Source organism: Streptomyces sp. SID13031 (assembly GCF_010548305.1).
GTDB lineage: Bacteria > Actinomycetota > Actinomycetes > Propionibacteriales > Kribbellaceae > Kribbella.
In genome coordinates this window covers 1-22,594 of record NZ_JAAGLV010000036.1, presented here as the reverse complement: position 1 = coordinate 22,594, position 22,594 = coordinate 1, and the positions used below count along the sequence as shown (strand labels likewise).

The window sequence follows — 22,594 nt, the reverse complement described above, 5'->3', positions numbered from 1 at the left end:
CCGAACCTAAAGCGCGAACACGTGCGCGTCGCTCATTTCACGGGCCAACACACCGCAAAGCCCAACCAGACAACAAAAAGACCCTCCTCGGTCACCGGCAGACCCACAGAAGCCCGAGGAGAGCCACATACATTCGAATACTAGCCAAATCGGATCAGACGGGGAGGTGGGCTCCGGTGATGCCGGGGGTCTCGGCGAGCACGCGCAGTACGGTCGCGATCTGGGCAGGTGGGGTCCACTTGGCGGTGTCGGCGGTCGGCATCGCGCGCCGGTTCGCCGGGGTGTCGATGGTGCCGGGCAGGATCGCGTTCACCCGGATGTGGTCCTTCGCGTACTCGACCGCGAGCGCATCGACGAATGCGAGCACCCCTGCCTTGGCGGTGATGTAGCCAGCGGCCCCCGAGAACGGCTTGACCGCCGAACCGCTGGAGGCACAGGTGATCGAGCCGCCACCCGCGGCCATCAGCAACGGCAGGATCGCCTGCGTGACCAGGTACGTCGGGCGGAGGTTGAGCGTGAGTTGCGCCTCGAACTCCTCGATCGGCGTCTCATGCACCCGCGCCCCCGACGAGAACCCACCAACCAGGTTCACCAACGCGCTCACCGGCGCCCCGCCATCCGCGGCAGCCACCCGCGCGACCTCCGCGACACCAGCCGGATCCGAGACGTCGACGACAAGCGTATGCAGCGCCTCGGCCGACCCGAGCTCGGCAAGCGACTTCTCCGACCGCCCCGGCACAACAACACGCCAGCCCGCCGCCAAGAACTCCGCCGTCACCGCCCCACCAAGCCCACCGGTGCCCCCAGCAACAACCACAGTCCCAGTCATACCCGCACCCTAATCTCCCCACGCACGGACCGCAGTGCGGAGCGAGGTTATTCCGGTAGAGCTAGGGTTCGGCCGGCGGCTCGGGCTGCGGCGATGGTGTGGGTGAGGGTGCTTTGCAGGGCGGCTGCTTCGTCTGCGAAACCTTGTACTACGGAGGTGTCGCCGGCTGGTTCGGTGCGGGCTAGGAGCTCGATGTAGCGGTCGCCGTCTTCCAGGGCTGCCTCGGCTCGGAGGGCGGCGTCGGCGGAGCGGACTCGGTCGGCGTAGCGCTCCAGGAGGTCGACTTTGCGTTTGATCGCGTCCACCGAGCGAGTCAGGGCGCGGCGTTGCGGGCCGAGGACCGCTTCCAGCTCGGCGGTGGCCATGCCGCGGGCGACCTCGCGCTGGCGCGCGCGGAGTACGGATTGTTCGTGCAGGACCTGGCCGATGTCCCAGAGCTGCTCGGGCAGGACAAGGTCGTTCTTGACGTCGTCGAGCAGGCCGCGCCGGGTAACTGTTGCCTCTAGCACCGATTTGACGGCGCGCTGGCCGCGGGCGAGCAACCGGCCCGACTCCTCGTCGAAGTCCTCGGCGAGCAGGTACTGACCGTGCTGCAGCCGCACCGCCTTCTGCTTGCGGTTCTCGACCGCCGAGCCGACACCGACCGCGCCCGTGGTGACGACGGCGACGACCGCGAGGACGAGCGCCGCCCACGCCGCGACGGCCGTCGGCAGGGTGAGCGCGAAGATGATCAGCGCGAGGATCCAGCCGCCGACGCAGACCGCGAGCCAGACCAGCAGCGAGCCGAAGGTCGCGGCCGGTTCGGTCGACCAGGAGGTCTGCCGTTTCGGCTTCGGGCCGCTCGCGGGCACGAACAGCTCGGGTTTCCGCTCGAACAGCCGGCGGACCTCCACCGGCACGTCCGGCGCGAACACCGGTTCGGGACCCATCGGACCTCCCTGTCACTACAGCTGTCGATACTCAGCGTAGCGGCGCGCGCAGCCGTTGCAGCTTCACCGCCAGCCCGTCGAGCACGATTCCGAGCCCGAACTCGAACAACTGGTCCAGGTCGAAGTCGAAGTCGAACCCGTCGGGCTCACCGAGCGCGCGGAACCCGGCCAGATCCTGCTCGACGATCAGCGCCGCGAGCCGCCCGGTCTGATGGTCGGCCCACTCGTCCGCCGTCAGCCCGGTGTCCTGCTCGGCCTGCGCCTCGGGCTCCAGATTTAGCGCGACGCCACGGACATACCCGAACACGGTGATCGCGGCATACATGGACGTGTTGGCGTCAACGCCGAAGCCGCTCACAGCACGCAGTACGGCGTCCGTGTGCGGCAACAGATTGGGCAACACCTGCGGCCGCCCGATCGTCACCGCACCCGCAAGCCAGAGATGAGCCCGGTACGCCGCCCACTGTGCCCGCGCCGCCGCCTCGATCCCCGCCCGCCAACTCGCGGGCTGCCGACCCGGCAGCGGGAAGTCGCCGAACGCGGTGTCGACCATCTGCAGCAGAAGCGCATCCTTGCCCCCGACGTACCGGTAGAGCGCCATCGTCGAGAACCCGAGCTCGGCGGCGACGCGCCGCATCGACAACGCCCCCAGCCCTTCCCCATCAGCGATCCGAATCGCCGTCCGCACCACTTGCTCCTTGCTGAGCACCCCCGGGTCCCCGCCAACAGGGGCGCCGCGCAGCACACCGCCTGTACTTCCTCCCGCCGCCCGGTTGGCGGAACCGGCCGGGCCGACCACCGTTCCGACGCCGGGGCGGGCGTGGATCAGGCCGTCCTGCTGGAGGGTGGTGAGCACTTTCGTGGCGGTTGCCATGGCGATCCCGTGTTCGCGCACTAGTGCACGCGTGGAGGGCATCCGATCGCCCGGCTGGAGTTTTCCGCTGGCGATCAGGCGGCGGAACTCCGTCGCGATCTCCTGGTACGGCGCTGCCATGGCCCTCCGAACTAGTGCACCGATGCGCCACGCGGAAGTTGCCGTGAAGCTGTACGTGTACACCGTACGTGCACTACCCACCGGAAGGAACCACCCCATGAAGGTCCTCATCTCCGGCGCCGGAATCGCCGGCCCCGCGCTCGCCTACTGGCTGCACCGGTCCGGCTTCCACCCGACCGTCGTCGAGCTCGCCCCCACCCCGCGCCCCGGCGGCCAGACCGTCGACATCCGCGGCATCGCCCGCGACGTGGTCGAGCGGATGGGCCTGCTGCAGACCATCCGCGACCGCCGCATGCACGAACGTGGGATGGAGTACGTCCGCGCCGACGGCCGCCGCGCCGCCGCGTTCCCGACCGAGCTCCTCCATGGCGCCGGACCGGTCACCGAGCTCGAGATCCTCCGCGGCGACCTGTCCGAGATCCTGCTCGACGCGACCAGCCAGAACATCGAGTACATCTACGGCGACTCGATCACCAGCCTCGACCAGGACGACAACGGCGTACTCGCGACCTTCAGCAGCGGCACCGAGCGCCGGTTCGACCTGGCCGTCGGCGCCGACGGAGTGCACTCGCGCGTCCGGTCGCTCGCCTTCGGGCCGGAGGCGCAGTACGTCGAACACCTCGGCGGCTACGGCTCCTTCTTCACCGTCAAGACGCCCGAACCACTCGACGGCTGGATGAAGATCCACACCGCACCGGGCGGCCGTTGGGTCGGGCTGCGGCCGGACCACGACCCGCAGTACGCGAAAGCCCTGCTCAACTTCCGCTCTCCCCTGCTCCCCCGACTCAAGCCGGCTGACCAGAAAGCCTTGCTGGCAAAGACATTCGCGGGCGTCGGCTGGCACGCGTCACATGTCCTGGAGCAGCTGCAGGAGACGGACGACTTCTACTTCGACACCACGAGCCGCGTCGTCGTACCGGAGTGGTCCCGCGGCCGAATCGTCCTGCTCGGAGACGCCGGCTACTGCGGCTCCCCGCTGGCCGGCCACGGTACGGCGCTGTCCCTGGTCGGCGCCTACGTTCTCGCCGGGGAACTCGCAGCGCATGACGGCGACCACGTGCGCGCGTTCGCGGCGTACCAGCGCGAGCTGCAGCCGTACGTCGACCAGCGCCTGCAACTCCCACCGGGCGGACTCAAGATGGCCATGCCCATGACGGCAACCGGTATCCGCCTGCGCGACGCCTCGACCCGGCTGTTGACGTCCCGCCCGTTCCGCGGCCTGCTCGCCAAGCTCGCCGGTGAGCCCGACGCGATCGCCCTCAAGCCCTACGAAACCCTCGTCACCCGGTGACCCCGGACCGCCGCCACACACCAACCACCGCGGCGCAGGCGGTGCCGCGCCTGGCCGCGGCGGCCGAAGGAGGGAAGCCGGGGGTTGGTGTGTGGTGGAGCGCCGGGGTCACTCGGGCCAGGACGACCCGAGGATGATGTCGACGAAATTGGTGCGCTCGAAACCGGGGACGAAGCGGTCGAGGACGTCGGCCTTCACGTTGCCGAAGGTGGTCGCGGGGCGGTGCTTGATGCCTTCGGTGAAGGCGTGCAGGATCTGGTTCTTGAAGTCCGGCCGCGGGTGCGCCGCGACGATCGCGGCGCGCTCGGCCGCGGAGATCCGGTCGAGACCGAGCCCGAGGACGTCGGCCTCCACCCCGGCCGTGACGAGCGCGATCTCGGGCGCCATGTGCGCGGGGACCTCCGGAGTCGTGTGCAGCGCGATCGCCGTCCAGACCAGCTGCGTCTCGGCGGCACCGATGCTGTGCGAGCGGAGGAAGTCGGCGGCCGCGTCCGCGCCGTCGATCTCGAACCGCTGCTGCGATTCGCGATACCCACCGGTCAGCCCGAGATCGTGGAACAGCGCGCCGACGTACAGCAGCTCCGGCTCGTACTCGAGCTCCTTGCCGTTCAGCGAGCCGAACAGGAACACCCGGCGGGAGTGGTGGTAGATCAGGTCGTCGGTGACGTCCCGGACGAGCTCGGTCGCCTCGAGGACGAGCTTGCTGTCCGGGATCTCGATGCCGGCAATGCTGGACATTTCTTCCTCTTCCCTCAGTGGATGTCCAGCCTCGCGCGCGGGAGGCACCGGCGGTTGGCGCGTTCCGGACCGGTATCCCTCCGATCCGGACACCACCCCATACTCAAGGGGTGCCCGAGGTTCTGGTGGTCGTCTACGACGGAGTCCGGCTGCTCGACGTGACCGGGCCGCTGGAGGTCTTCGCGGTCGCCAACGAGCAGGGTGGCGACTACCACTCCCGCCTGGCCTCGCCCGACGGCCGCGACGTGGTCGCGAACACGGGCACCCGCCTCGGCGTCGACCTCAGCCTCTCGTCGGCGGACGCCCGCGGCGCGACCCTCGTAGTACCAGGTGGTCCCAACTGGTTGCACACGATCAGCGACGCCGCCCTGCTCGACCAGATCCGCCGCCTCTCCGGCCAATCGGCCCGTACTGCGTCAGTCTGCGCCGGAGCCTTCGCGTTGGCCGCGGCCGGATTGCTCGACGGACGGCGGGCCACGACGCACTGGGAGCTCGCGGACCAGCTGGCCCGGCGATTCCCGCTGGTCGAGGTGGACAGCGACGCGCTCTTCGTCCAGGACGGCCCGGTGATCACGTCGGCCGGGGTGACGTCGGGGATCGATCTCGCGCTCGCGCTGGTGGAGAAGGATCTCGGCGCCGAAACGGCTCGGCTGGTGGCCAAGCAGATGGTGGTGTTCCTGCAACGGCCGGGCGGGCAGTCCCAGTTCAGCGTGCGGCTGAGCGCCGGGCAGGCGCGGCATGAGCTGATCCGGAAGGCGCTCGACGCGATCACCTCCGACCCGGCCGGCGACCACAGCCTCGAAGTACTGGCGTCGCGGGCCGGAGTGAGCGCTCGGCATCTGACCAGGTTGTTCCATGACGAGGTCGGCACGACCCCGGCGCGGTTCGTCGAGAAGGTCCGGGTGGAGGCGGCACAGCTGTTGCTGGAAGCAACCACAGACCCACTCGACGTGATCGCACGCCAGGTCGGCCTCGGCTCACCCGAGACACTGCGGCGGGCCTTTGCCCGGGTGCTCAACACGACGCCCGGCACGTACCGGGCGCGCTTCCACACGACCGGGGTGACCTCTCTCGACTAGTCCAGCGGGGAGATCCAGTCGGGGTTGCGGCCGAGGAGGGACAGGAGGGTGGCCAGGTCGGAAGCCTCGCCGGGGGCTTTGAGGCTGCGTTCGAAGGCTGCGCCGGGGCCGCGGCTGGCGGCCGTGTCGGGGATTCGGTGGGCCAGCGTCAGAGCCATTTCGACCATGTCCTGGGGTGGGTCGTACGGCGCGTCGATCGCGCGGGCCAGGTCCCAGGCGTGCACCACGCAGTCCAGCTGCCGGAAAGTGAGCGCGATCCGGCGCGGGAAGGTGCCGAACTCGCGGACCTCCATCGGCCGGTCCAGTGCGCCGCCGTCCGCGAACGCCTCGGCGACGCGCACGTTCGAGCGGCGGTAGGCGCCCGCCGGGTTGTCGCCGAGCCGTCCGCCGGTCCAGGTCTGGACCGGGGCCGAGCCGTCGATCGCCGCCGCGGCGAAACCTTCGTTCTCGCTGACGATGTGCCGCAGCAGGCCGCGCACCGTCCAGTCGGGGCAGGGGGTGGGAAACCACAGGTGCTCGGGGCGCACCTGCATGACCACCTCGCCGAGCAGCGCGCCGGCCCGCCGATCCAGATCCCGGATGTCCATCCGCTCTCCTCCACGTCGTCCTGCCCTCGCCGAGCATAAGCCGGTCAGCCCCGCACCGCCCGCTTTCCGGCGTGGATCCGGGATCGCGCACGGGTTAACCCGCAGCCGGTACTACGCCCGGACCGGCTGAAACCAGTAGCCTGAGCGCATGCCCGGGACGCTTTACATCACAGGTGACAAGGCCGCTGACCGTCTGCTGAACTCGGACGGAACCGCACTGCTGATCGGAATGCTGCTGGATCAGCAGGTTCCGATGGAGTGGGCGTTCGGCGGCCCGGCCAAGCTGAAGGAACGGCTCGGCCATCTGGACGCTCGCAAGATCGCCGCGATGGACGTCGACGAGTTCGTCGCGGTCTGCTCCGAGAAGCGGGCGATCCACCGGTTCCCCGGCGCGATGGGCAAGCGGATCCACCAGGTCTGCGTCGTGCTCACCGACGAGTACCGCGGCAAGGCGGCGAACCTCTGGAAGGGTGTCGACACCGGCGCCGAGCTGTACCGGCGGCTGCACGCGCTGCCCGGGTACGGCGAGGAGAAGGCGAAGATCTTCGTCGCGATCCTGGCCAAGACCCAGGGGGTGGCCCCCGACGGCTGGCGCGAGGCGGCCGGCAAGTTCGGTGACGACATCCCGCGGTCGGTGGCCGACATCGACGGCCCGGAGTCCCTCGCCAAGGTCCGCGAGTGGAAGAAGGCCCAGAAGGCCGCCAAACGCGACAAGCAAGACAACCCCGTCGGCTGACTCGGCCAACCACCAATGCCAGCCGACCCGCCACCCACACGTCAGAGCGGGCGCGGCGGCGCGGGTGGGGTGCGGCTTTCGGAAGCGGTGGCTCGGGGGCCGTTCAGTCTTGCGTTGCGGTTGGCGGTGCGGGAGAGCGGGTTGAGTCTCGAGCGGTTGCAGTTCAAGCTGCGGGAGCGTGGGACGCCGGTCAGCAAGACGGCGCTGAGCTATTGGCAGCACGGGCGCAACCAGCCTGAGCGGCCCGAGTCGTTGCTCGCCCTGACCGCTATCGAGGAGATCCTCGGCCTCGACGCCGGCGCGTTGGCCGCGCTGCTCGGGCCGCCGCGACCGCGGGGGCGGTGGCTTGTCCAGAAGCCGGGAGCGCTGCGGCCCGATCAGGCCTGGGCGCGTCCCGACGGCCTGGCGCGGGCGTTGCAGCGGATGGGGAGCACGCTCGACGCGTTCCACCAGTTCGCGCAGCTCGGGCTGCATCTCCACCTGAGCGTCGATGCCGAGCAGAAGCTCGAGTCGATCAGCTATCACCTGGTCGCCCGCGCCGACGTCGACGGCATCGACCGCAAGATCGTCGCCGTCCGCAGCGACGCCGGGACAGCCGAACCGCTCGACATCACCAGCACCCGCGGCTGCCGCGTCGGTCGCCAGCGGCACGACGCGCCGACCGGCTTCACCACCTTCGAACTGCTCCTCGATCGCCCACTCCGCATCGGCGAACTCGCAGTACTCCACTACAACGTCCGGACCGACCTCCCCGACACCCTGCACAGTCAGCGCGTACAGCAGTCGATGCGCGACTTCTCGATGCAGGTCTCGTTCGCCCCGTCGGTACTACCGGCCAGGATCTGCCGCAGCTACCGGTCCTCGGTCAGTGAGAGCGACAGCGTCTCCGACCTCACCGTCGGCGCCAGCCACACCGCCGCCTTCGCCGTCCTCGACCCTGCTCCGGGCATCCACACTCTCGCCTGGCACTGGTTCTAGCACCGCCGCCGCCAGGGCAGTGGTGATCGGTACTGCGGCCACAATGCCCAACCCGCCGACCAGCGCCCGCACCACCTCGACCGCCACCCGCTCGGTCGACAGCACATAGCTCTCCGGCACCCCACTGATGCTGAACAACATCAGCATCGGCAACGCCGCCCCGGCATACGCAAGTACCAGCGTATTCACCACCGCCGCCACATGCGCCCGCCCGACTCGCAACCCGGCGCCGAAGAGCTCCCGCCTGGTGGCAGTCGGTTTGGCGGCGGCCAGTTCCCACACGACAGCCGTTTGAGTGATCGCGACATCGTCCAGTACGCCGAGCGCGCCGATCACCAGGCCGGCGATCAGCAGCCCCTTCAGATCCACCCCAGGCACGTACGACGCGACCTCGGACGCGCCATCCGAGCTGAGCCCGCTGATCCGCGCCAGCCGGAGGAACACCTCGCCGAGCACAGCGGTCAGTATCAGCGCGCCGATCGTGCCGAGCAGCGCCACCGACGTGTGCACGCTGACCCCGTGCGTCAGGTACAACGCGAGCACCATGATCGCCGTACCGCCGACAACCGCCACCAGCAAGGGATCCGAGCCCGACAGGATCGCGGGCAGCACGAATTGCGTCAGTACCACCGCCGTCACCGCCAACGCGACCAGCGCCGCGACTCCGCGCCACCGGGACAGCGCGATCACCGCCACCGCAAAGAGTCCAGCCAGCAGTAGCAGCGGGCGACTCCGGTCCTGGTCGACGTACAGGTAGCGATCGGCGGGATCAGCCTCCTCCACGACACCCAGCAGAATCCGCTGCCCGGTCTCCACCCGCGGGACCAGCGGATGCTTGACCGCACGCGCAGTCACGACTGTCCCGGCGCCGACGCCATCGGTCAGCTTCACGGTCGCCCGATCGCACTCGTCAGGCGCCAGCGGACACGGCACCACGGCCGTCACCACTCCCCTGGCCTTCGCGCTCTGCAACGCGTCCACCTTGAGGTCGCCGCCCGGTCGCAGGACAACCAGAAGCACGATCGTCAGGCCGAGCAGCGGCAGCAACAACCCGAACACCAGCAGCCTGGTCCGCCGCGCCACCCGACCAGCAGGCCCGTGGTGATGCCCCATCGCGTTACCAGGCCGCCGGTGAAGAACCAGCGACCAGCTTGCGCGGCTGCCCACTCCCATCAGCCGGTACTACGAACACGCCCGACTGCCCACCATCCTGCTTGCCATAGGCAACCATGCCGTCGAACCAGGCCGGCTGATCGTCGACCTGACTCGTCTCGCTCAAGGCGATGTCAGCCTGACTGGCCAGCGTGAGGACATGGAGTCGCCACGTCTTGCCTTCCCGGAACTTGTAGGCGATCCGCGTCCCGTCCGGTGACAGCGACGGACACTCGACGTTCTCCCGTACCGCCGTCAGCCGCCGGGACTGCAGGTCGCCGCGCATCAGCCAGGTCTTGCCCTTCGACGCCATCGTCGCGTAGAAGGTGACGTCATCGGCTGCGAACGTCACGCCCCAGTAGTTCACATCCGCCGACCGATACGGCTTCCCGTCGACGTACGTCGTGAAGTCCTCGAGCGACCCGTAGTGCGTCCCACTTCGCAAGTCGTAGATCCCTGCGGTGGTGGAGAATGCGCCGGCCATCATGTAGCTGTCACCCGACCGGAAGACGGTCCAGGCCGCCAGGTGTCCCGATGGCGAAACCCGGACGCGGCTCGGGTTTCCCCACAGTTGCAGGGTTTTGAGCACTTTCCCGGTCGAGTCGCTCAGGTCGACCTCCGAGGCCATCGGCACGGCGGTCGCGCGCAAGCACGCCATCGTGCCGCCGCTCGCGTAGACCCGCTGGCAGATCGGGCCCGCGCCGACCGCACCACCGCCGTCGCCACCACCGCTCCCGCCGCTGATCGGCGCCTGCCGGACTCGGTTGCTCCCTGGCTCGACGTAGAGCATCGTGCCCGAGCGATCGAGCTGGATTCCGGTCTGCGCCGCCGCTTGCTGTGTCGTCGCGACCCGCCAGCCCAGGTAACCGATGCCCGCAGCAACGAACACCGCGATCAGGGCGACCCCGGCGACGATCCGGCTTCGGCTCATCGCGTCACCTGCTGGCGGCAGAGCCACGCACCGGCAGCGATCGCCGCAGCCAGTGCTCCGGCGAACAGGGCGAACGTCAAGGTCGGCTGTACCCAAGCTGCCATCGCCCCGAAGGCCAGGGCGCCGGCCGCCCTTGCCAGAGCCTGTGCGGTTTGGACCACCGCCATTCCGGTCGCCCGCAAAGGCGCGGGGATCAGCGGTCCGGCGTACGCCATCAGTACGCCGTCGCTCGCCGCGTAGAAGAGCCCGTGGAGGAGCAGGACCGCTGCCGCGACCAGGCGGCCCTCGGCGTCGGCGGCGATCAGCAGGTATGCGGCCAGCAGGAGACCGTGGCCGAGGAGGAACAGTTTCCAGCGGCCGATGCGGTCCGCGAGTCGCCCGAACGGGATCGCGGCCAGCATGAAGGTCAGCGCAGTACCGAGTGGCAACAGCGGCAGGATTGCCGGTGGCAAACCCGCGGTGCGCTGGACCGAGAAGTACAGGAACATGTCGCCGACGGTGACGAGGCCGAGCAGGGCCGCCGCCAGGATCAGCCGGCGAAGCTCTGGCGCGGTCGCGGCCGCCAGACCTGCGCGGACGCTGACAGTCGCGCGGCTCACCAGGGTGCGCGGTTGGGTGACGAAGAAGACGAGGATCAGTACGCCGATCGCGGCGAGGCAGAAGCTCGTACTGAACACGACGTCGTACCCGCCCGGGATCGCGGTGATGATCGCGAACCCGAGCAACGGGCCGAGCAGCGCACCCGCCGTGTCGAGCGCCCGGTGCACGCCGAACGCGCGACCGAGGTCCTCGACCGGCGTGGACAGCGAGATGAGCGCGTCGCGCGGCGCAGTACGGATACCTTTGCCTGCTCGGTCGACCGCGATCACGGAGCTGAGCCCGGACAGCGATCCACCGACTGCGGGCAGTCCGAGTTTCGTCAACGCCGACAGCCCGTACCCCGCCACGGCAACTGCCTTGGGTCGGCCCAGCCGGTCGGCCACGTGACCGCCCGCCAGGCGGAGGAGCGCGGTCGCGCCGGTGTAGAGCGCGTCGAGCGCCCCGAGTTGCAGGAAGCCGAGGCCGAGCCCGTACATGAGATAGAGCGGCAGAATCGCCGTCACCATCTCCGCCGAAGCATCGGTCACGAGGCTCACCAAGCCGAGCGCCACAACCGTCCCCGAAACTCGCCGCGCGGCCCTGCGGCCCCCGCGACTCGTGTCGGGAGGGGAGCCAGCCGCAACGCGGGCGGTGTCGGCCGCCCGCGTGCTGGAGAGGTACATCACTTGGGGTGGCAGGTGCCTTGGACCGAGTCCGTGAAGGTTCGGCCGGCGACGGGGACGAAGGCGGCCGTGTAGCCGGTGGCCGTCAAGGTGAGTTTGCCGACGCCGAAGGTGCTGTAGTCCTTCTTCTCGATGGTCGCCTTCGTGGTGCCGCCGGCGCCGTACAGGGCGCGCCCGCCGGTACCGATCAGCAGCTGCCGTACTCCGTTGACCGCGTCCTTGGTGCCGTCGGGCTTCGAGGGCGCGAACCGGATGTAGTTGTGGTCGTGCCCGCTGACCACCAGGTCGGCCTTGTAGTCGTAGAGCGCCTGGAAGAACGGCTGTACCGACGTATTGTCGCTGTAGTTGCCGGCGGCGAAGCGCGAGTGGTGCCAGTACGCCGCAGTACAAGGCTTGGTACTCGCGGCCAGGTCGGCGCGCAGCCACTGGACCTGGGCGCTACTGGCGGTCTTGGCGACGTTCGAGTTCAGCGCGACGAAGTGCCAGTCGCCGACGTCGTAGCTGTAGTAGCCCTTGCCGCGTTCGCCGGCCCGGCCGGTGTTCTGACCGACGCCGTTGAAGTAGTCGAAGTACCCCTTCGCGCCGGACGTCTGATACTCGTGGTTGCCCGCCGACGGGTAGGTCTTGCTCTTGAAGACCCCCCACTGCGGGTTGTAGCTGTTGTTGTACTCCGACAGCGTGCCACTCTCGTAGGCGTTGTCGCCCGCGGTGATCACGGCGACCGGATTCATGCTCTCCACCAGCGGACGCGTCTGGTTGCACGCCGAACCGCAGATGTCGCCGGCAGCCGCAACAATGACGGTCGCCGCGATCCCGGCCTGGTAGGCGTCCACCCGGTAGCTACTCGCGGCCGAGCTGAAGCTCGGCTTCACGGTCACGCAATTGCCCTGGAAAGCCCTGGTGTAGAAGGCTTTTCCTTGCCAATTGGTTGCCTTGAGCGTGTAACTGCCGCCGGCTGATCCGGTGACAGTGACCGTGTCCTTGCCCGTCAGGGACAACTCCTTGAAGCGGACTCGAACCCAGCGGGAGTCAGCCGCAGCGCAGACCTGCTGACTTGTACCGGCCTTGGCGGCGGCCGTCTTGATCGCCACCGTCTTCGCGCCGGTCTCGGCAAGCTGGAGCTGCTCACCGGCGACGATCGTGTCCTGCTGCTGGGTCGCGTCTTGTTGGGGTTGCACCGCCGCGGCGGCCGGCCGCGCGTCGCCGTACGGGCTGGCGGCGATGACGGTCAAGGCTCCGGCGAGCAGTCCGCCGGTGATGAGGGCGGCGATCGCAGTACGGCGGGACGGCCTTTTGAGCACGCTCATGATTCCACCTCGGGGCGTTGGGGGATCAGGCTGGTGCACAGCAAAGTAGCGGGCTGAGCACAATCAGCAACCACCCCGGAAAGCACTACGCGGTGTTCACTGAATGAACACCGCGTGAAGGCGCCGATCTGGACCGGTTCAGCCCGGACTGTTCAGAGTTTTACGGCTCGGGTCCGCCAGAGGAGGTATACGAAGTACGGAGCGCCGATCAGGGCCGTCAGCAGACCCGCCGGGATCTGCGCGGGAGCCAGCAGCGTCCGGCCGAGGCTGTCCGCGACACTCACCAGCACTGCGCCGAGCAGCGCCGCAACCGGCAGCAACCGGGCATGCCGTGCACCCACGAGCGCGCGGGCCGCGTGCGGAGCCACCAGGCCGACGAAGCCGACCACCCCGATCGCCGAAACGGCGGCAGCGGTCATCAGCGCCGCGCCGACCAGCGCGACCAGGCGGGTCCGTTCCAGCCGTACGCCGAGGATGCGCGGGATGTCGTCGTCCAGCGCGAGCAGATCGAGCTCGCGGCGGGCCAGCACGATCACCGGGGTGAGGACCACGAGCGCGATCGCCACCGGGATCACCTGCGGCAGGGTCCGTCCGTAGGTGCTGCCGGACAGCCACGTCATCGCCAGGCTGATGTTCCAGGGGTCGGTGTAGACGATGACGAAGGTGATGATCGCGGTCGTCGCCGCTGAGACGCCGACCCCGATCAGCACTAGCCGGTCCGAACTGAGCCCACCCCTCCAGGAGACCAGATAGACCAGCGCAAAGGTGGCCAGTGCGGCCGCTGCGGCGACGCCGGACAGGAGCCAGATCCCGGCCGACGGTACCGCCATCAAAACGACGACGGCGCCGACTCCGGCACCGCCCTCGATACCAAGGATGCCAGGTTCGGCCAGCGGGTTCCGGCAGACGGCCTGCACGGTGGCGCCCGCGATCGCGAGCGCCGCTCCGCAGAGGACGGCTGACAGCACCCGCGGGAAGCGCGTGTCGAGGACGAAGGTGATCGCGCGGCCGGAGCGGCCGTTGATCCAGTTGACGATGTCGCCGGTGCGCAGGAAGGCGTCACCCGCGAGCATCGCGAAGACGAGGGCGCCGACGAGCAGGACGGCCAGCGAGATGGTGACGATCCAGAACGTACGCCTGGTCCGCAGACCGCTACCTGTGCCGCCGGCCTGCCGACTGGGACCGGAGTCGCGGAACCGGCGGGCCAGCCAGACGAGCACGACCGCGCCGACGAGCATGGTCATGATGCCGGTCGGGATCTCCACCCCGGCCTGGCCGCCGAGGATGGCCCGGAGGATGACGTCCGACGCGAGCACGACGAGGATGCCGGACAGGCCCGAGAGCGGCAGCAGGACCCGATGCCGCATCAGCCCGGGGACGAGCGGCGCGACCAGCCGGACGATCACGGGCGCGACGAGCCCGACGAAGCCGACCGGCCCGGCGACGGTGACCGCCGCCGCCGACAACAGCACCGTCACCAAGGTGATCCAGACCCGGGTCCGGCGGACCCTGACCCCGAGCACGGAGGCCGTGTCGTCGCCCAGGGCAAGGATGTCCAGCTTCGGGGCCAGCATCATCGCCGCGAAGATGCCGAGGGCAACGATCGGCGCCATCTGCTGCACCGCAACCAGATCGGTCTGGACGAGCGTCCCCGCGCCCCAGGCGAAAGTGCGGATCGTCTCTTCCTGGTACAGCAACATGAGCAGCGTGGTCAGCCCGGCCAGCGCCATCGCGACGGCCGAACCGGCCAGGATCAATCTGGTCGGCCCGGCCGTGCCACCGGCCGACAACCCCAGTACCAGTACTGCGGCGGCCAGTCCCCCGAGGAACGCGACGCCGCCCGCAGGCAGGGTCGGGAGCGAGATCCCGAAGGCCGCGAAGGTCACCACCGCCAGATAGGCACCCGCATTGACACCGAGGGTGTCCGGCGAGGCGAGCGGGTTCCGGGCCAGGGACTGCAGCCCCGCGCCGGCGACTCCAAGCGCGAGCCCGACCAGTACGCCGGCCAGCAGCCGGGGCAGCCGCGACGCGACCAGCACGTTCGCGGAGTTGTCGCTGCCCTGGCCGATCGCCAGCTTGAGCAGGTCCCCGGCATTCACCGAGGACGTGCCCTGGGTCAGGTGGACCGCCGCCAGCACCACGACCGCGACGAGCGCGATCACGAAGACGCCCGCCACCCGCACCCGGCGTACAGGCTCCAGGGGCGCGGTGGCGAGGTCGGGCCGCTGGGCGGTCAGCTGGGTCAAGAGGTGACTGCCTGCACCGTCGCGTCGATGAACTGCTCGGTCGACTTCGGTCCGCCGAACATCCAGATCCCGTCGGCGAGCCGGTGCACGTTGCCACTCTTCACGAACGGCAGGTTCTTCCAGATCGCATTCTTGGCCAGGTCGCCGCCGAACACGTCCCCGCCGTCGTCGTTGGCGATGTAGAGGAACTCGCCGTCCTTCAGCTTGGTCAGGCCCTCGATGTCGGTCGGCGCCAGGCCGTAGTCCGGGTCGCCGGCGGCGGTCCAGGCGTTCTTCAGGCCGAGCTCGTTGGTGACCGCGCCGAGCAGCGAGCCGGCGGTGTACATCCGGATCGCGATCGTGCTGCCTTCCTTGTAGCCGTCGGCCATCGTGTACGGCGTACCGGCCTTGCCTGCGTCGGCGATCTTCTGCTTGCCCTCGGCAAGCTTCTTGTCGAAATCGGCGAGGATCGTCTTGGCCTGCTCGGTCTTGCCGAGGGCCTGAGCGACCAGCTCGAAGTTCTTCCTCATCTGCGGGATCGCGTTCTTCGCGTCCGCGCCCCGGACGACCAGGACCGGCGCGGCCTTCTCCAGCTGGGTGATGGTGGCCGGGGACTCGTCCGTGGTGGTGATGATCAGGTCGGGGTTCAGCGCGACGATCGCGTCCACGCTGGACTCGCCGCGGGTGCCGACGTCCTTGACCGAGGCGTCGAGCTTCTCGGCGGAGACCCAGGCGGTGTAGCCCTTGGTGTCGGCGACACCGACCGGCATCACGCCGAGGGTGAGCACGTTCTCGACGATGCCCCACTCCAGGCCGACCACCTTGGTGGCGGGCGCCTTGAGGTCGACCTTCTTGTTCCGCGCGTCGGTGATGGAGACCGGCTGGTTGGTCGGCGTGGAACTGTTCGCCTCCGGGGTGACGTTCTCGCTGGTGCCGCAGGCTGTCAGGACCAGCGCCAGTGCGGCGGCGGCCAGTGCGGTGACTCGTTTCATCAGGGACCTCAGTTTGTCGTCTGCTGCGTCGGTCTGTGCTGTGTCGGCTTATTGAGGGTTGGTCTTTGCAGGTGTTTGCCGACCGGTTGCGTGGTGACCAGCCCGGTCGACGGATCGACGCTGACCTCGATCCGGATTCCGTAGGTCTCGGACAGCGCATCCGCCTGCAGTACCTCGGCCGGCGTACCGGTCGCGCGGATCACGCCCTGGTCGAGCAGCGCGATCCGGTCAGCCACGGCGGCGGCCTGGTTCAGGTCGTGCAGGACCACGCCGACGGCAACCCCGTGGTCGTCGGCGAGGTCGCGCATCAGGTCGAGGATCTCGATCTGGTAGCGCAGGTCGAGGAAGGTGGTCGGCTCGTCGAGCAGCAGGACGCCGGTGTCCTGGGCCAGACAGGTGGCCAGCCAGACCCGCTGGAGCTCACCACCGGACAGCTCGTCGACGGCCCGCTCGGCCATCATGGTGACACCGGTGACGTCCATGGCGTGGATGATGGCCCGGTTGCCATCGGGGTCGTCGTGGCGCCAGCGGCCGCGGTACGGGTGCCTGCCGTAGCCGACGACGTCGCGGACGCTGACGCCGTTCGGGGTGGGGCGGGACTGCGAGAGCAGGGTCACTCTCCTGGCGAAGTCCTTCGAGGACAGGGTCAGCGCCGACTCGCCGTCGGGGAAGCTGATCTCGCCTCGATCGGGTTTGTGCAAGCGGGCCAGGGCGCGCAGCAGCGTCGACTTGCCGCTGCCGTTCGGGCCGACCAACGCGGTGACGCCGGCCGCCGCGATCTCGAGCGTCGCACCGTCCACCACCTGCTTGCCGTGATACCCGAGACACAGCCCGTTTCCGGCCAGCCCCACTGACTCTTGCATGGCCCGAAGGATAGCCTCACCTAAGTACAGGTGTCAGCCTCACCATCAGTAGCGAATTGGCTACCCGCCGCGGGAAGAGCTGACCGGCCAACCGCGGGTGAGAGTGGCGAAGGCCCACCGTCTAGTTTGGTTGCCCCAGCCTGAATGAAGGAATGCCAAGGAGGAGTTATGGGACGTGCCGACCGTCGCCGCGGTGGTCTGTTGATCATCGGCGCAGTGGCCCTGGGATTGGTGGCCGCGACGAACCCGACGGCGTCTGCCGCGCCAGGACGAGCGTCGCTGTTCTCACCCGGTGCACCGGGCGCCGGGGATCCCTACTTCCCCGACATGGGCAACGGCGGCTACGACGTCAGCCACTACGACATCCGGCTCGCGTTCAACCCCAAGACCAAGGCGATCAACGCGACCACGACGATCCTCGCCCGGGCCACCCAGAATCTGTCCCGTTTCAACCTGGACTTCCTGGGACCGCTGAAGATCAGCAAGCTCTCGGTCAACGGGCGGAACGCATCCTTCACCCGCAGCGGCGCGCAGGAACTGGTGATCACCCCGCCACACGGCCTGCGGCGCGGGAGCAGGTTTCTCGTCTCGGTGACCTATGCGGGCGTCCCGCAGAAGATCGACGACCCGGCACTGGGCATTTCCGGCTGGGCCGCCACCAAGGACGGCGCGGTCGCACTCAACCAGCCCATCGGTGCGGCGACCTACTACCCGGTGAACGACACCACCAACGACAAGGCGACCTACAGCCAGACCATCACCGTGCCGACCGGTCTCACCGTGCTGGCCAACGGTGAACCCGGGCGCACCACCAAGCACAACGGCCAGACCACCTTCCGCTGGCAGATGAACCAGCCGATGGCCAGCGAGCTGTCCATGCTCGCGATCGGGAAGTACAACGTCACTCGCAGTGTGACCGCCGACGGCCTCCCGAACATCACCGCCATCGGCCAGTCGATCGACACCTTGGCCGGTCAGGGCAAGGTCTTCAACCAGACCACAGCGCAGGTCGTCCAGTGGGAGTCGTCGTTGTACGGGCGCTATCCGTTCGGCTCGACCGGCGGCATCATCGGCGACGTCGGCGTCCACTACGCCCTCGAGACCCAGGGCCGACCGGTGTACGACCAGCGCAGCAGCAAGGTCAGCGGTGATCTGCTCGCCCACGAGCTCGGCCACCAGTGGTTCGGCGACAGTCTCACTCCGGTGCGCTGGTCGGACATCTGGCTCAACGAAGGCTTCGCCACCTACTCGGAATGGCTGTACCAGGAGAAGTTCAACAAGATCCCGGTGGCCAAGAGTTTCGCAGACACCTACGCCGGCGAAGAAGACTGGACCGGCAAGGTTGCCGACCCCGGACGGGACCAGATCTTCGACGACCTGGTCTACAACCGCGGCGCGATGACTTTGCACGCGCTGCGCCTGAAGATCGGCGACCGCGCCTTCTTCCGCATCCTCAAGCACTGGCCGACGACCTACCGCCACAGCAACGTCTCAACCCAAACCTTCATCCGCTTCGTAGAACGATCGACCCACCGCGACCTCACCACCTTCTTCAACACCTGGCTCTACCAACCAGGCAAACCAAAAATCTGACCCACCCTGCAATGACGCCCCCGGCCGCGCTTTACGTGACCGGGGGTCGTTATTTGGTCAGCCGTCCCGGCCCTGCCAGGTGGTTACGCAGGCTTCATTGCCCTCCAGGTCGGCGAGAACCCAGAAAGCGGGGGCACGTGCCGCGGACAGGAGATGGCCCCCGGCCGCCAGTGCGGCCTCGACGCGGCGTGTTGCCTCGTCGTGCGGAACACAGACGTCGAAGTGGATGCGATTGCGCTGTGGGCGCGCCCGGTCCATTTGCTGGAACCAGATGGCGGGACCTTGCCCGACCGGGTCGACGAGCGGATCCTCCGGTCCGTCGGCACCCACCTCGTCGGTATAGCCCAGTACCGCCTTCCAGAACCCCCGAATCCCGGCGATGTCCAGCGCATCGATCGCGATCTCCAGAACCTGGACGGATCGCGGGGCCCCCGTTCCGATTTCGGGCTCCGTCAGAAACCCGGACCTGTCGACGGCGGCGGAGATTTTTCGCGCCAGTTCAACATCCCGGGTGGTAACCGCTGCGTGCTCCACCGACTGCAGAGTAAAGACGACCCGATCGGCGCGGACATCAACCCGAAGGTGTCCGTCAGCTTCGTCGCCGCACACCGCAACAGCATCCGCCGCCAAGCCAACCGCCCGAGCCAACGACCTGACCATAACCGACGCCCGCAAGGCCCCCAGCAAGAACCGCCACCCAGAGTCCAGAACCGCCTCCGACGCTTCCGGCCGACTCAATACCTGTTCCATCACCGAATCCTCGCAGGCCCTTCATCACGTGGACTCGCAGATGCAGAGCTGAAGCTGCGCATCTACGGCAAATGGTCGACCGGACCAGTCACCGAAGCGCTCGACGAGCCGAAGGCCCCCGAGCGAGACGAGCAGCGGCAGCTCCTGCGGGAAGATGCTCCTGATGGCGAGCGGCGCGACGACGAAGTCGGGCTCGGAGTCAGTCGAGAGGTACCACGTCCCACGGGTGACTTGCGCGGTCCCGCATGTCACCCTGCACCCATTCCACCGCCACACCGCGCTCGCCCGCCTTACGCCGAGCCTCAACCAGCATCTCTGCCGAAAAGTCCACCCCGACGCACGGATGCCCATCAGCCGCGATGGGAATCAGCTTTTGCCCCGTCCCGCACCCAAGCTCCACCACGCTCCCACCTTGCCGATCGACCTCGGCCCGGTAGAAGTCAACCGCCGGCCCGCCACCCGGGAACATCAGGTCATACAATCTCGCATCCGAGTAGAACGCATCACTCATCAAGCACCTCCTTCCCAACTCATCCGCAGTCGCCCGCGGCGCGACTTGTTCTTCGCTCTACAAGGTGGCGGCTAGTTCGGTGCCTTGGAGGATGGCTCGTTTGGCGTCTAGTTCGGTGGCTAGGTCGGCGCCGCCGATCAGGTGGGTGGTGGGGGTGGCCAGGTCGCGGACTGGTTCCTGGCCGGCGCAGATGACGATGGTGTCTACGGCTAGTACTCGGGGGTTCTCGTGGTTGGGGCCGAAGGTCAGGTGGAGGCCTTCGTCGTCTATGCGTTCGTAGTTGACGCCCGTCAGTTGCTCGACCCGCTTGCTTTTCAGGGCGGCGCGGTGGACCCAGCCGGTGGTTTTGCCCAGGCCGGCGCCGACTTTGCCGGGTTTGCGCTGGAGCAGGTAGACCTGGCGCGGTGATGCTTCAGGGTGCGGTTTGGTGAGGGCGCCGGGGGCTGTCCGGGGGTCGGTGACTCCCCATTCGGCTTTCCAGGCGGCGAGGTCGAGGGTTGGGGAGTCGACGGTGGTGAGGAATTCGCTGACGTCTACTCCGATGCCGCCGGCGCCGATCACGGCGACTGTTTTGCCGACGGGGCGGCCGTGGCGTACTACGTCGACGTACGAGAGGACCTTCTCGTGGTCGATGCCGGGGATGGAGGGGATCCGGGGGACGACGCCGGTGGCCAGGATGATCTCATCGAAGCCTTCGAGGTCTGTGGCGACGGCACGGTGGCCGAGGTGGACCTTGACGCCGGTCAGCTCGAGGCGGCGTTCGTAGTACCGGATGGTTTCGGCGAACTCTTCCTTGCCGGGGATCCGGCGCGCGATGCCGAATTGGCCGCCGAGCTCGTTGTCCGCCTCGAAGAGCTCGACCTCGTGCCCGCGCTCGGCCGCCGTCACCGCGGCAGACAAGCCGGCCGGTCCGGCGCCGACCACGGCAATGCGGCGAGTACGCCGAGTTGGCAGCAGGACCAGTTCCGTCTCGCGAGCGGCACGGGGGTTGACCATGCAGCTCGCGTGCCGTTTGGCGAAGACGTGGTCCAGGCAGGCCTGGTTGCAGGCGATGCAGACGTTGATCTCGTCCGCCCGGCCAGTCGTTGCCTTGAGCACCCATTCCGGGTCGGCCAGGAACGGGCGGGCCATGCTGATCAGGTCGGCGTCGCCGCGGGCCAGCACCTCCTCGCCGACCTGCGGCAGGTTGATCCGGTTCGAGGTGACCACCGGGATCTGCACGTGCGGGCGGAACGACGCGGTGATCGAGGTGAACGCCGCGCGCGGCACCGACGTCACGATGGTCGGCACCCGCGCCTCGTGCCAGCCGATCCCGGTGTTGATGATCGACGCCCCGGCCGCCTCGATCTCCTTGCCCAGCGCAACGACCTCGTCCCAGTCCTGGCCGCCTTCGACCAGGTCTGCCATCGAGAGCCGGTAGATGATCAGGAAGTCCGGCCCGACCCGTTCGCGGATACCCCGGACGATCTCGACGGCGAGCCGGCGCCGGTTCTCCGCGCTGCCACCCCAGCGGTCCTTCCGCTTGTTGGTCCGCTCGGCCAGAAACTGGTTGATGAAGTACCCCTCGGACCCCATCACCTCGACCCCGTCGTACCCGCCCTCGCGAGCCAGCGCGGCGCAGTCGACGTACGCCGCGATCTGCCGCCGCACCCCGCGATCCGACAGGGCTCGCGGCTTGAACGGGTTGATCGGCGCCTTCAGCGCCGACGCCGAGACGCTGAACGGGTGATAGGCGTAGCGCCCGGCGTGCAGGATCTGCAGCGCGATCAAGCCGCCTTCGGCATGCACGGCATCGGTGACGATCCGGTGCCCGCGGGCCTCCCGGCGCGTGGTCAGCTTCGAACTGAAGGGAGTCAGCCAGCCGGTCCGGTTCGGCGCGTAGCCGCCGGTGACGATCAGGCCGACACCGCCACGCGCCCGCTCGGCGAAGTACGCGGCGAGCTTCGGCAGCTCCTTGGCCCGGTCCTCGAGGCCGGTGTGCATCGAGCCCATGATCACCCGGTTCCGCAAGGTGACGTGGCCGAGGTCCAGCGGGGCCAGCAGGTTCGGGTACTCACTCATGGGGTGCGCTCCGATCGCAGTGCCTGAATGACTTCGTCGCACCAGGCCACGAAGGACTCCTCCGCGCGGAAACCACCGCGCAGTACGAGGTACTGGTGCAGTTCGCGGCCGTTGAGCTGGTCTGGCTTGGGGAAGTCGCGGCGCTCGATGCCGCGGTAGATCTCCAGCCGGGCAGCGTGCTCGGCCCGGTGCCGCTCGACTTCTCGCAGTACTGCGGACGCGTCGCCCAGGGAGGCGCCGCGCAGTTTCACGCCGAGCCCGTCGCGCAGGATGACCGGATCGATGGGCTCGGCGAGCCAGCGGGTGAGCTCCTCGCGGCCGGCCTCGGACACCTCGTAGACCTTCTTGTCCGGGCGGCCGTCCTGGACGACGTCGGTGTGGGTGACCCAGCCGGCGTCACCCATCCGGCGCAGTACCCGGTAGATCTGCTGGTGGGTCGCGGGCCAGAAGTAGCCGATCGAGCGGTCGAACCGCCGGGCCAGCTCGTAGCCGGACCCGGCGCGCTCGGTCAGCGAGACGAGGATCGCGTGGTCGAGAGCCATACCGCCGACCATACCTATGCAACCCGTTGCAGTGCACCTGAGTGCAAGCCAACTCACATACCGGCTTTAGCGGCCACCGCCGGCTTCACCCCGCTCACCCCGACACTGACGCTGACGCGTCTGAGGGGTTAACCCCAACGCCGTTCGGTTAGGCAGCGGAGTGTGTGGTCAAGTCGGTGTTGCGGCTGGTGATAGGAGTGCAGCCCTTGTAGATGTGGTCCGGTCCTCCAAGACTGGTCCAACT

Annotated in this window: 20 protein-coding genes; 4 read left to right on the top strand and 16 right to left on the bottom strand. The window is 68.5% G+C overall.

Annotated features, from left to right (window positions below; translation table 11 throughout):
• Window positions 1-154 precede the first annotated feature (154 nt).
• From G3I17_RS38650 to G3I17_RS38640, 3 genes are read right to left on the bottom strand one after another with little or no spacing between them, the layout of a single operon-like run.
• A complete protein-coding gene (locus G3I17_RS38650) occupies window positions 155-829 on the bottom strand; it encodes an SDR family oxidoreductase (protein ID WP_164604283.1) in 675 nt (224 codons plus the stop codon).
• Between the two features lie 47 nt (window positions 830-876).
• The gene (locus tag G3I17_RS38645; RefSeq protein ID WP_164604281.1) at window positions 877-1,758 is read right to left on the bottom strand and encodes a hypothetical protein; all 882 of its coding nucleotides are present in this window, start codon (window positions 1,756-1,758) and stop codon (window positions 877-879) included.
• A 31-nt stretch (window positions 1,759-1,789) separates the two neighbouring features.
• Complete coding sequence (locus G3I17_RS38640; RefSeq protein WP_164604279.1) at window positions 1,790-2,752, bottom strand: TetR/AcrR family transcriptional regulator C-terminal domain-containing protein; 963 nt, start codon at window positions 2,750-2,752, stop codon at window positions 1,790-1,792.
• A 97-nt stretch (window positions 2,753-2,849) separates the two neighbouring features.
• Between G3I17_RS38640 and G3I17_RS38635 the strand changes: the two genes are divergently transcribed.
• On the top strand, window positions 2,850-4,043 hold the full coding sequence (locus tag G3I17_RS38635) for an FAD-dependent monooxygenase (protein ID WP_164604277.1): 1,194 nt from the start codon (window positions 2,850-2,852) through the stop codon (window positions 4,041-4,043).
• Between the two features lie 108 nt (window positions 4,044-4,151).
• Here the strand turns inward: G3I17_RS38635 and G3I17_RS38630 are convergent, their stop codons facing one another.
• Window positions 4,152-4,781, bottom strand: a complete 630-nt coding sequence (locus tag G3I17_RS38630) for an HD domain-containing protein (RefSeq protein ID WP_164604276.1) — start codon at window positions 4,779-4,781, stop codon at window positions 4,152-4,154.
• A gap of 110 nt (window positions 4,782-4,891) precedes the next feature.
• Between G3I17_RS38630 and G3I17_RS38625 the strand changes: the two genes are divergently transcribed.
• Window positions 4,892-5,860 carry a DJ-1/PfpI family protein gene (locus G3I17_RS38625; RefSeq protein WP_343238560.1) on the top strand — a complete coding sequence of 323 codons (969 nt, stop codon included), beginning with the start codon at window positions 4,892-4,894 and terminating at the stop codon, window positions 5,858-5,860.
• Here G3I17_RS38625 and G3I17_RS38620 read toward each other — a convergent pair.
• Entirely contained in the window at window positions 5,857-6,447 is a 591-nt protein-coding gene (locus G3I17_RS38620; protein ID WP_164604273.1) for a TIGR03086 family metal-binding protein, read from the bottom strand. The two genes, G3I17_RS38625 and G3I17_RS38620, sit on opposite strands and share 4 nt — an antisense overlap.
• 148 nt (window positions 6,448-6,595) lie before the next feature.
• Between G3I17_RS38620 and G3I17_RS38615 the strand changes: the two genes are divergently transcribed.
• Window positions 6,596-7,183: an HhH-GPD-type base excision DNA repair protein gene (locus G3I17_RS38615; protein ID WP_164604271.1), complete on the top strand. Its 588-nt coding sequence runs from the start codon at window positions 6,596-6,598 to the stop codon at window positions 7,181-7,183.
• An 828-nt stretch (window positions 7,184-8,011) separates the two neighbouring features.
• Here the strand turns inward: G3I17_RS38615 and G3I17_RS38610 are convergent.
• The 7 genes from G3I17_RS38610 to G3I17_RS38580 all read right to left on the bottom strand — a co-directional run bounded on the left by G3I17_RS38610 (window position 8,012) and on the right by G3I17_RS38580 (window position 16,893).
• Window positions 8,012-9,244: a YibE/F family protein gene (locus G3I17_RS38610; RefSeq protein WP_203591339.1), complete on the bottom strand. Its 1,233-nt coding sequence runs from the start codon at window positions 9,242-9,244 to the stop codon at window positions 8,012-8,014.
• Window positions 9,245-9,278: 34 nt separating this feature from the next.
• The gene (locus G3I17_RS38605) at window positions 9,279-10,244 is read right to left on the bottom strand and encodes a PD40 domain-containing protein (protein WP_164604267.1); all 966 of its coding nucleotides are present in this window, start codon (window positions 10,242-10,244) and stop codon (window positions 9,279-9,281) included.
• The gene (locus G3I17_RS38600; RefSeq protein ID WP_164604266.1) at window positions 10,241-11,506 is read right to left on the bottom strand and encodes an MFS transporter; all 1,266 of its coding nucleotides are present in this window, start codon (window positions 11,504-11,506) and stop codon (window positions 10,241-10,243) included. The genes G3I17_RS38605 and G3I17_RS38600 overlap by 4 nt, the downstream gene beginning before the upstream one ends.
• Window positions 11,506-12,813 carry a metallophosphoesterase gene (locus G3I17_RS38595; RefSeq protein ID WP_164604264.1) on the bottom strand — a complete coding sequence of 436 codons (1,308 nt, stop codon included), beginning with the start codon at window positions 12,811-12,813 and terminating at the stop codon, window positions 11,506-11,508. The genes G3I17_RS38600 and G3I17_RS38595 overlap by 1 nt, the downstream gene beginning before the upstream one ends.
• A gap of 152 nt (window positions 12,814-12,965) precedes the next feature.
• Window positions 12,966-15,059: an iron ABC transporter permease gene (locus G3I17_RS38590; RefSeq protein ID WP_164604262.1), complete on the bottom strand. Its 2,094-nt coding sequence runs from the start codon at window positions 15,057-15,059 to the stop codon at window positions 12,966-12,968.
• On the bottom strand, window positions 15,056-16,030 hold the full coding sequence (locus tag G3I17_RS38585; protein WP_164604260.1) for an iron-siderophore ABC transporter substrate-binding protein: 975 nt from the start codon (window positions 16,028-16,030) through the stop codon (window positions 15,056-15,058). The genes G3I17_RS38590 and G3I17_RS38585 overlap by 4 nt, the downstream gene beginning before the upstream one ends.
• Before the next feature lie 8 nt (window positions 16,031-16,038).
• Entirely contained in the window at window positions 16,039-16,893 is an 855-nt protein-coding gene (locus G3I17_RS38580; protein WP_164604258.1) for an ABC transporter ATP-binding protein, read from the bottom strand.
• 168 nt (window positions 16,894-17,061) lie between these two features.
• On the opposite strand from G3I17_RS38580, the gene G3I17_RS38575 reads away from it, so the two are divergent.
• On the top strand, window positions 17,062-18,486 hold the full coding sequence (locus tag G3I17_RS38575) for a M1 family metallopeptidase (RefSeq protein WP_203591338.1): 1,425 nt from the start codon (window positions 17,062-17,064) through the stop codon (window positions 18,484-18,486).
• 57 nt (window positions 18,487-18,543) lie between these two features.
• On the opposite strand, the gene G3I17_RS38570 is transcribed toward G3I17_RS38575, so the two are convergent.
• The 4 genes from G3I17_RS38570 to G3I17_RS38555 form a co-directional block, all read right to left on the bottom strand.
• On the bottom strand, window positions 18,544-19,236 hold the full coding sequence (locus G3I17_RS38570) for a VOC family protein (protein ID WP_164604256.1): 693 nt from the start codon (window positions 19,234-19,236) through the stop codon (window positions 18,544-18,546).
• A gap of 199 nt (window positions 19,237-19,435) precedes the next feature.
• Window positions 19,436-19,747 (bottom strand): class I SAM-dependent methyltransferase, encoded by a 312-nt coding sequence (locus G3I17_RS40200; RefSeq protein ID WP_203591337.1) that lies wholly within the window; start codon window positions 19,745-19,747, stop codon window positions 19,436-19,438.
• Window positions 19,748-19,804: 57 nt separating this feature from the next.
• Window positions 19,805-21,808 (bottom strand): NADPH-dependent 2,4-dienoyl-CoA reductase, encoded by a 2,004-nt coding sequence (locus tag G3I17_RS38560; RefSeq protein ID WP_164604254.1) that lies wholly within the window; start codon window positions 21,806-21,808, stop codon window positions 19,805-19,807.
• On the bottom strand, window positions 21,805-22,350 hold the full coding sequence (locus G3I17_RS38555) for a PadR family transcriptional regulator (protein WP_164604252.1): 546 nt from the start codon (window positions 22,348-22,350) through the stop codon (window positions 21,805-21,807). Before G3I17_RS38555 ends, G3I17_RS38560 begins: the two co-directional genes overlap by 4 nt.
• Window positions 22,351-22,594: the final 244 nt, after the last annotated feature.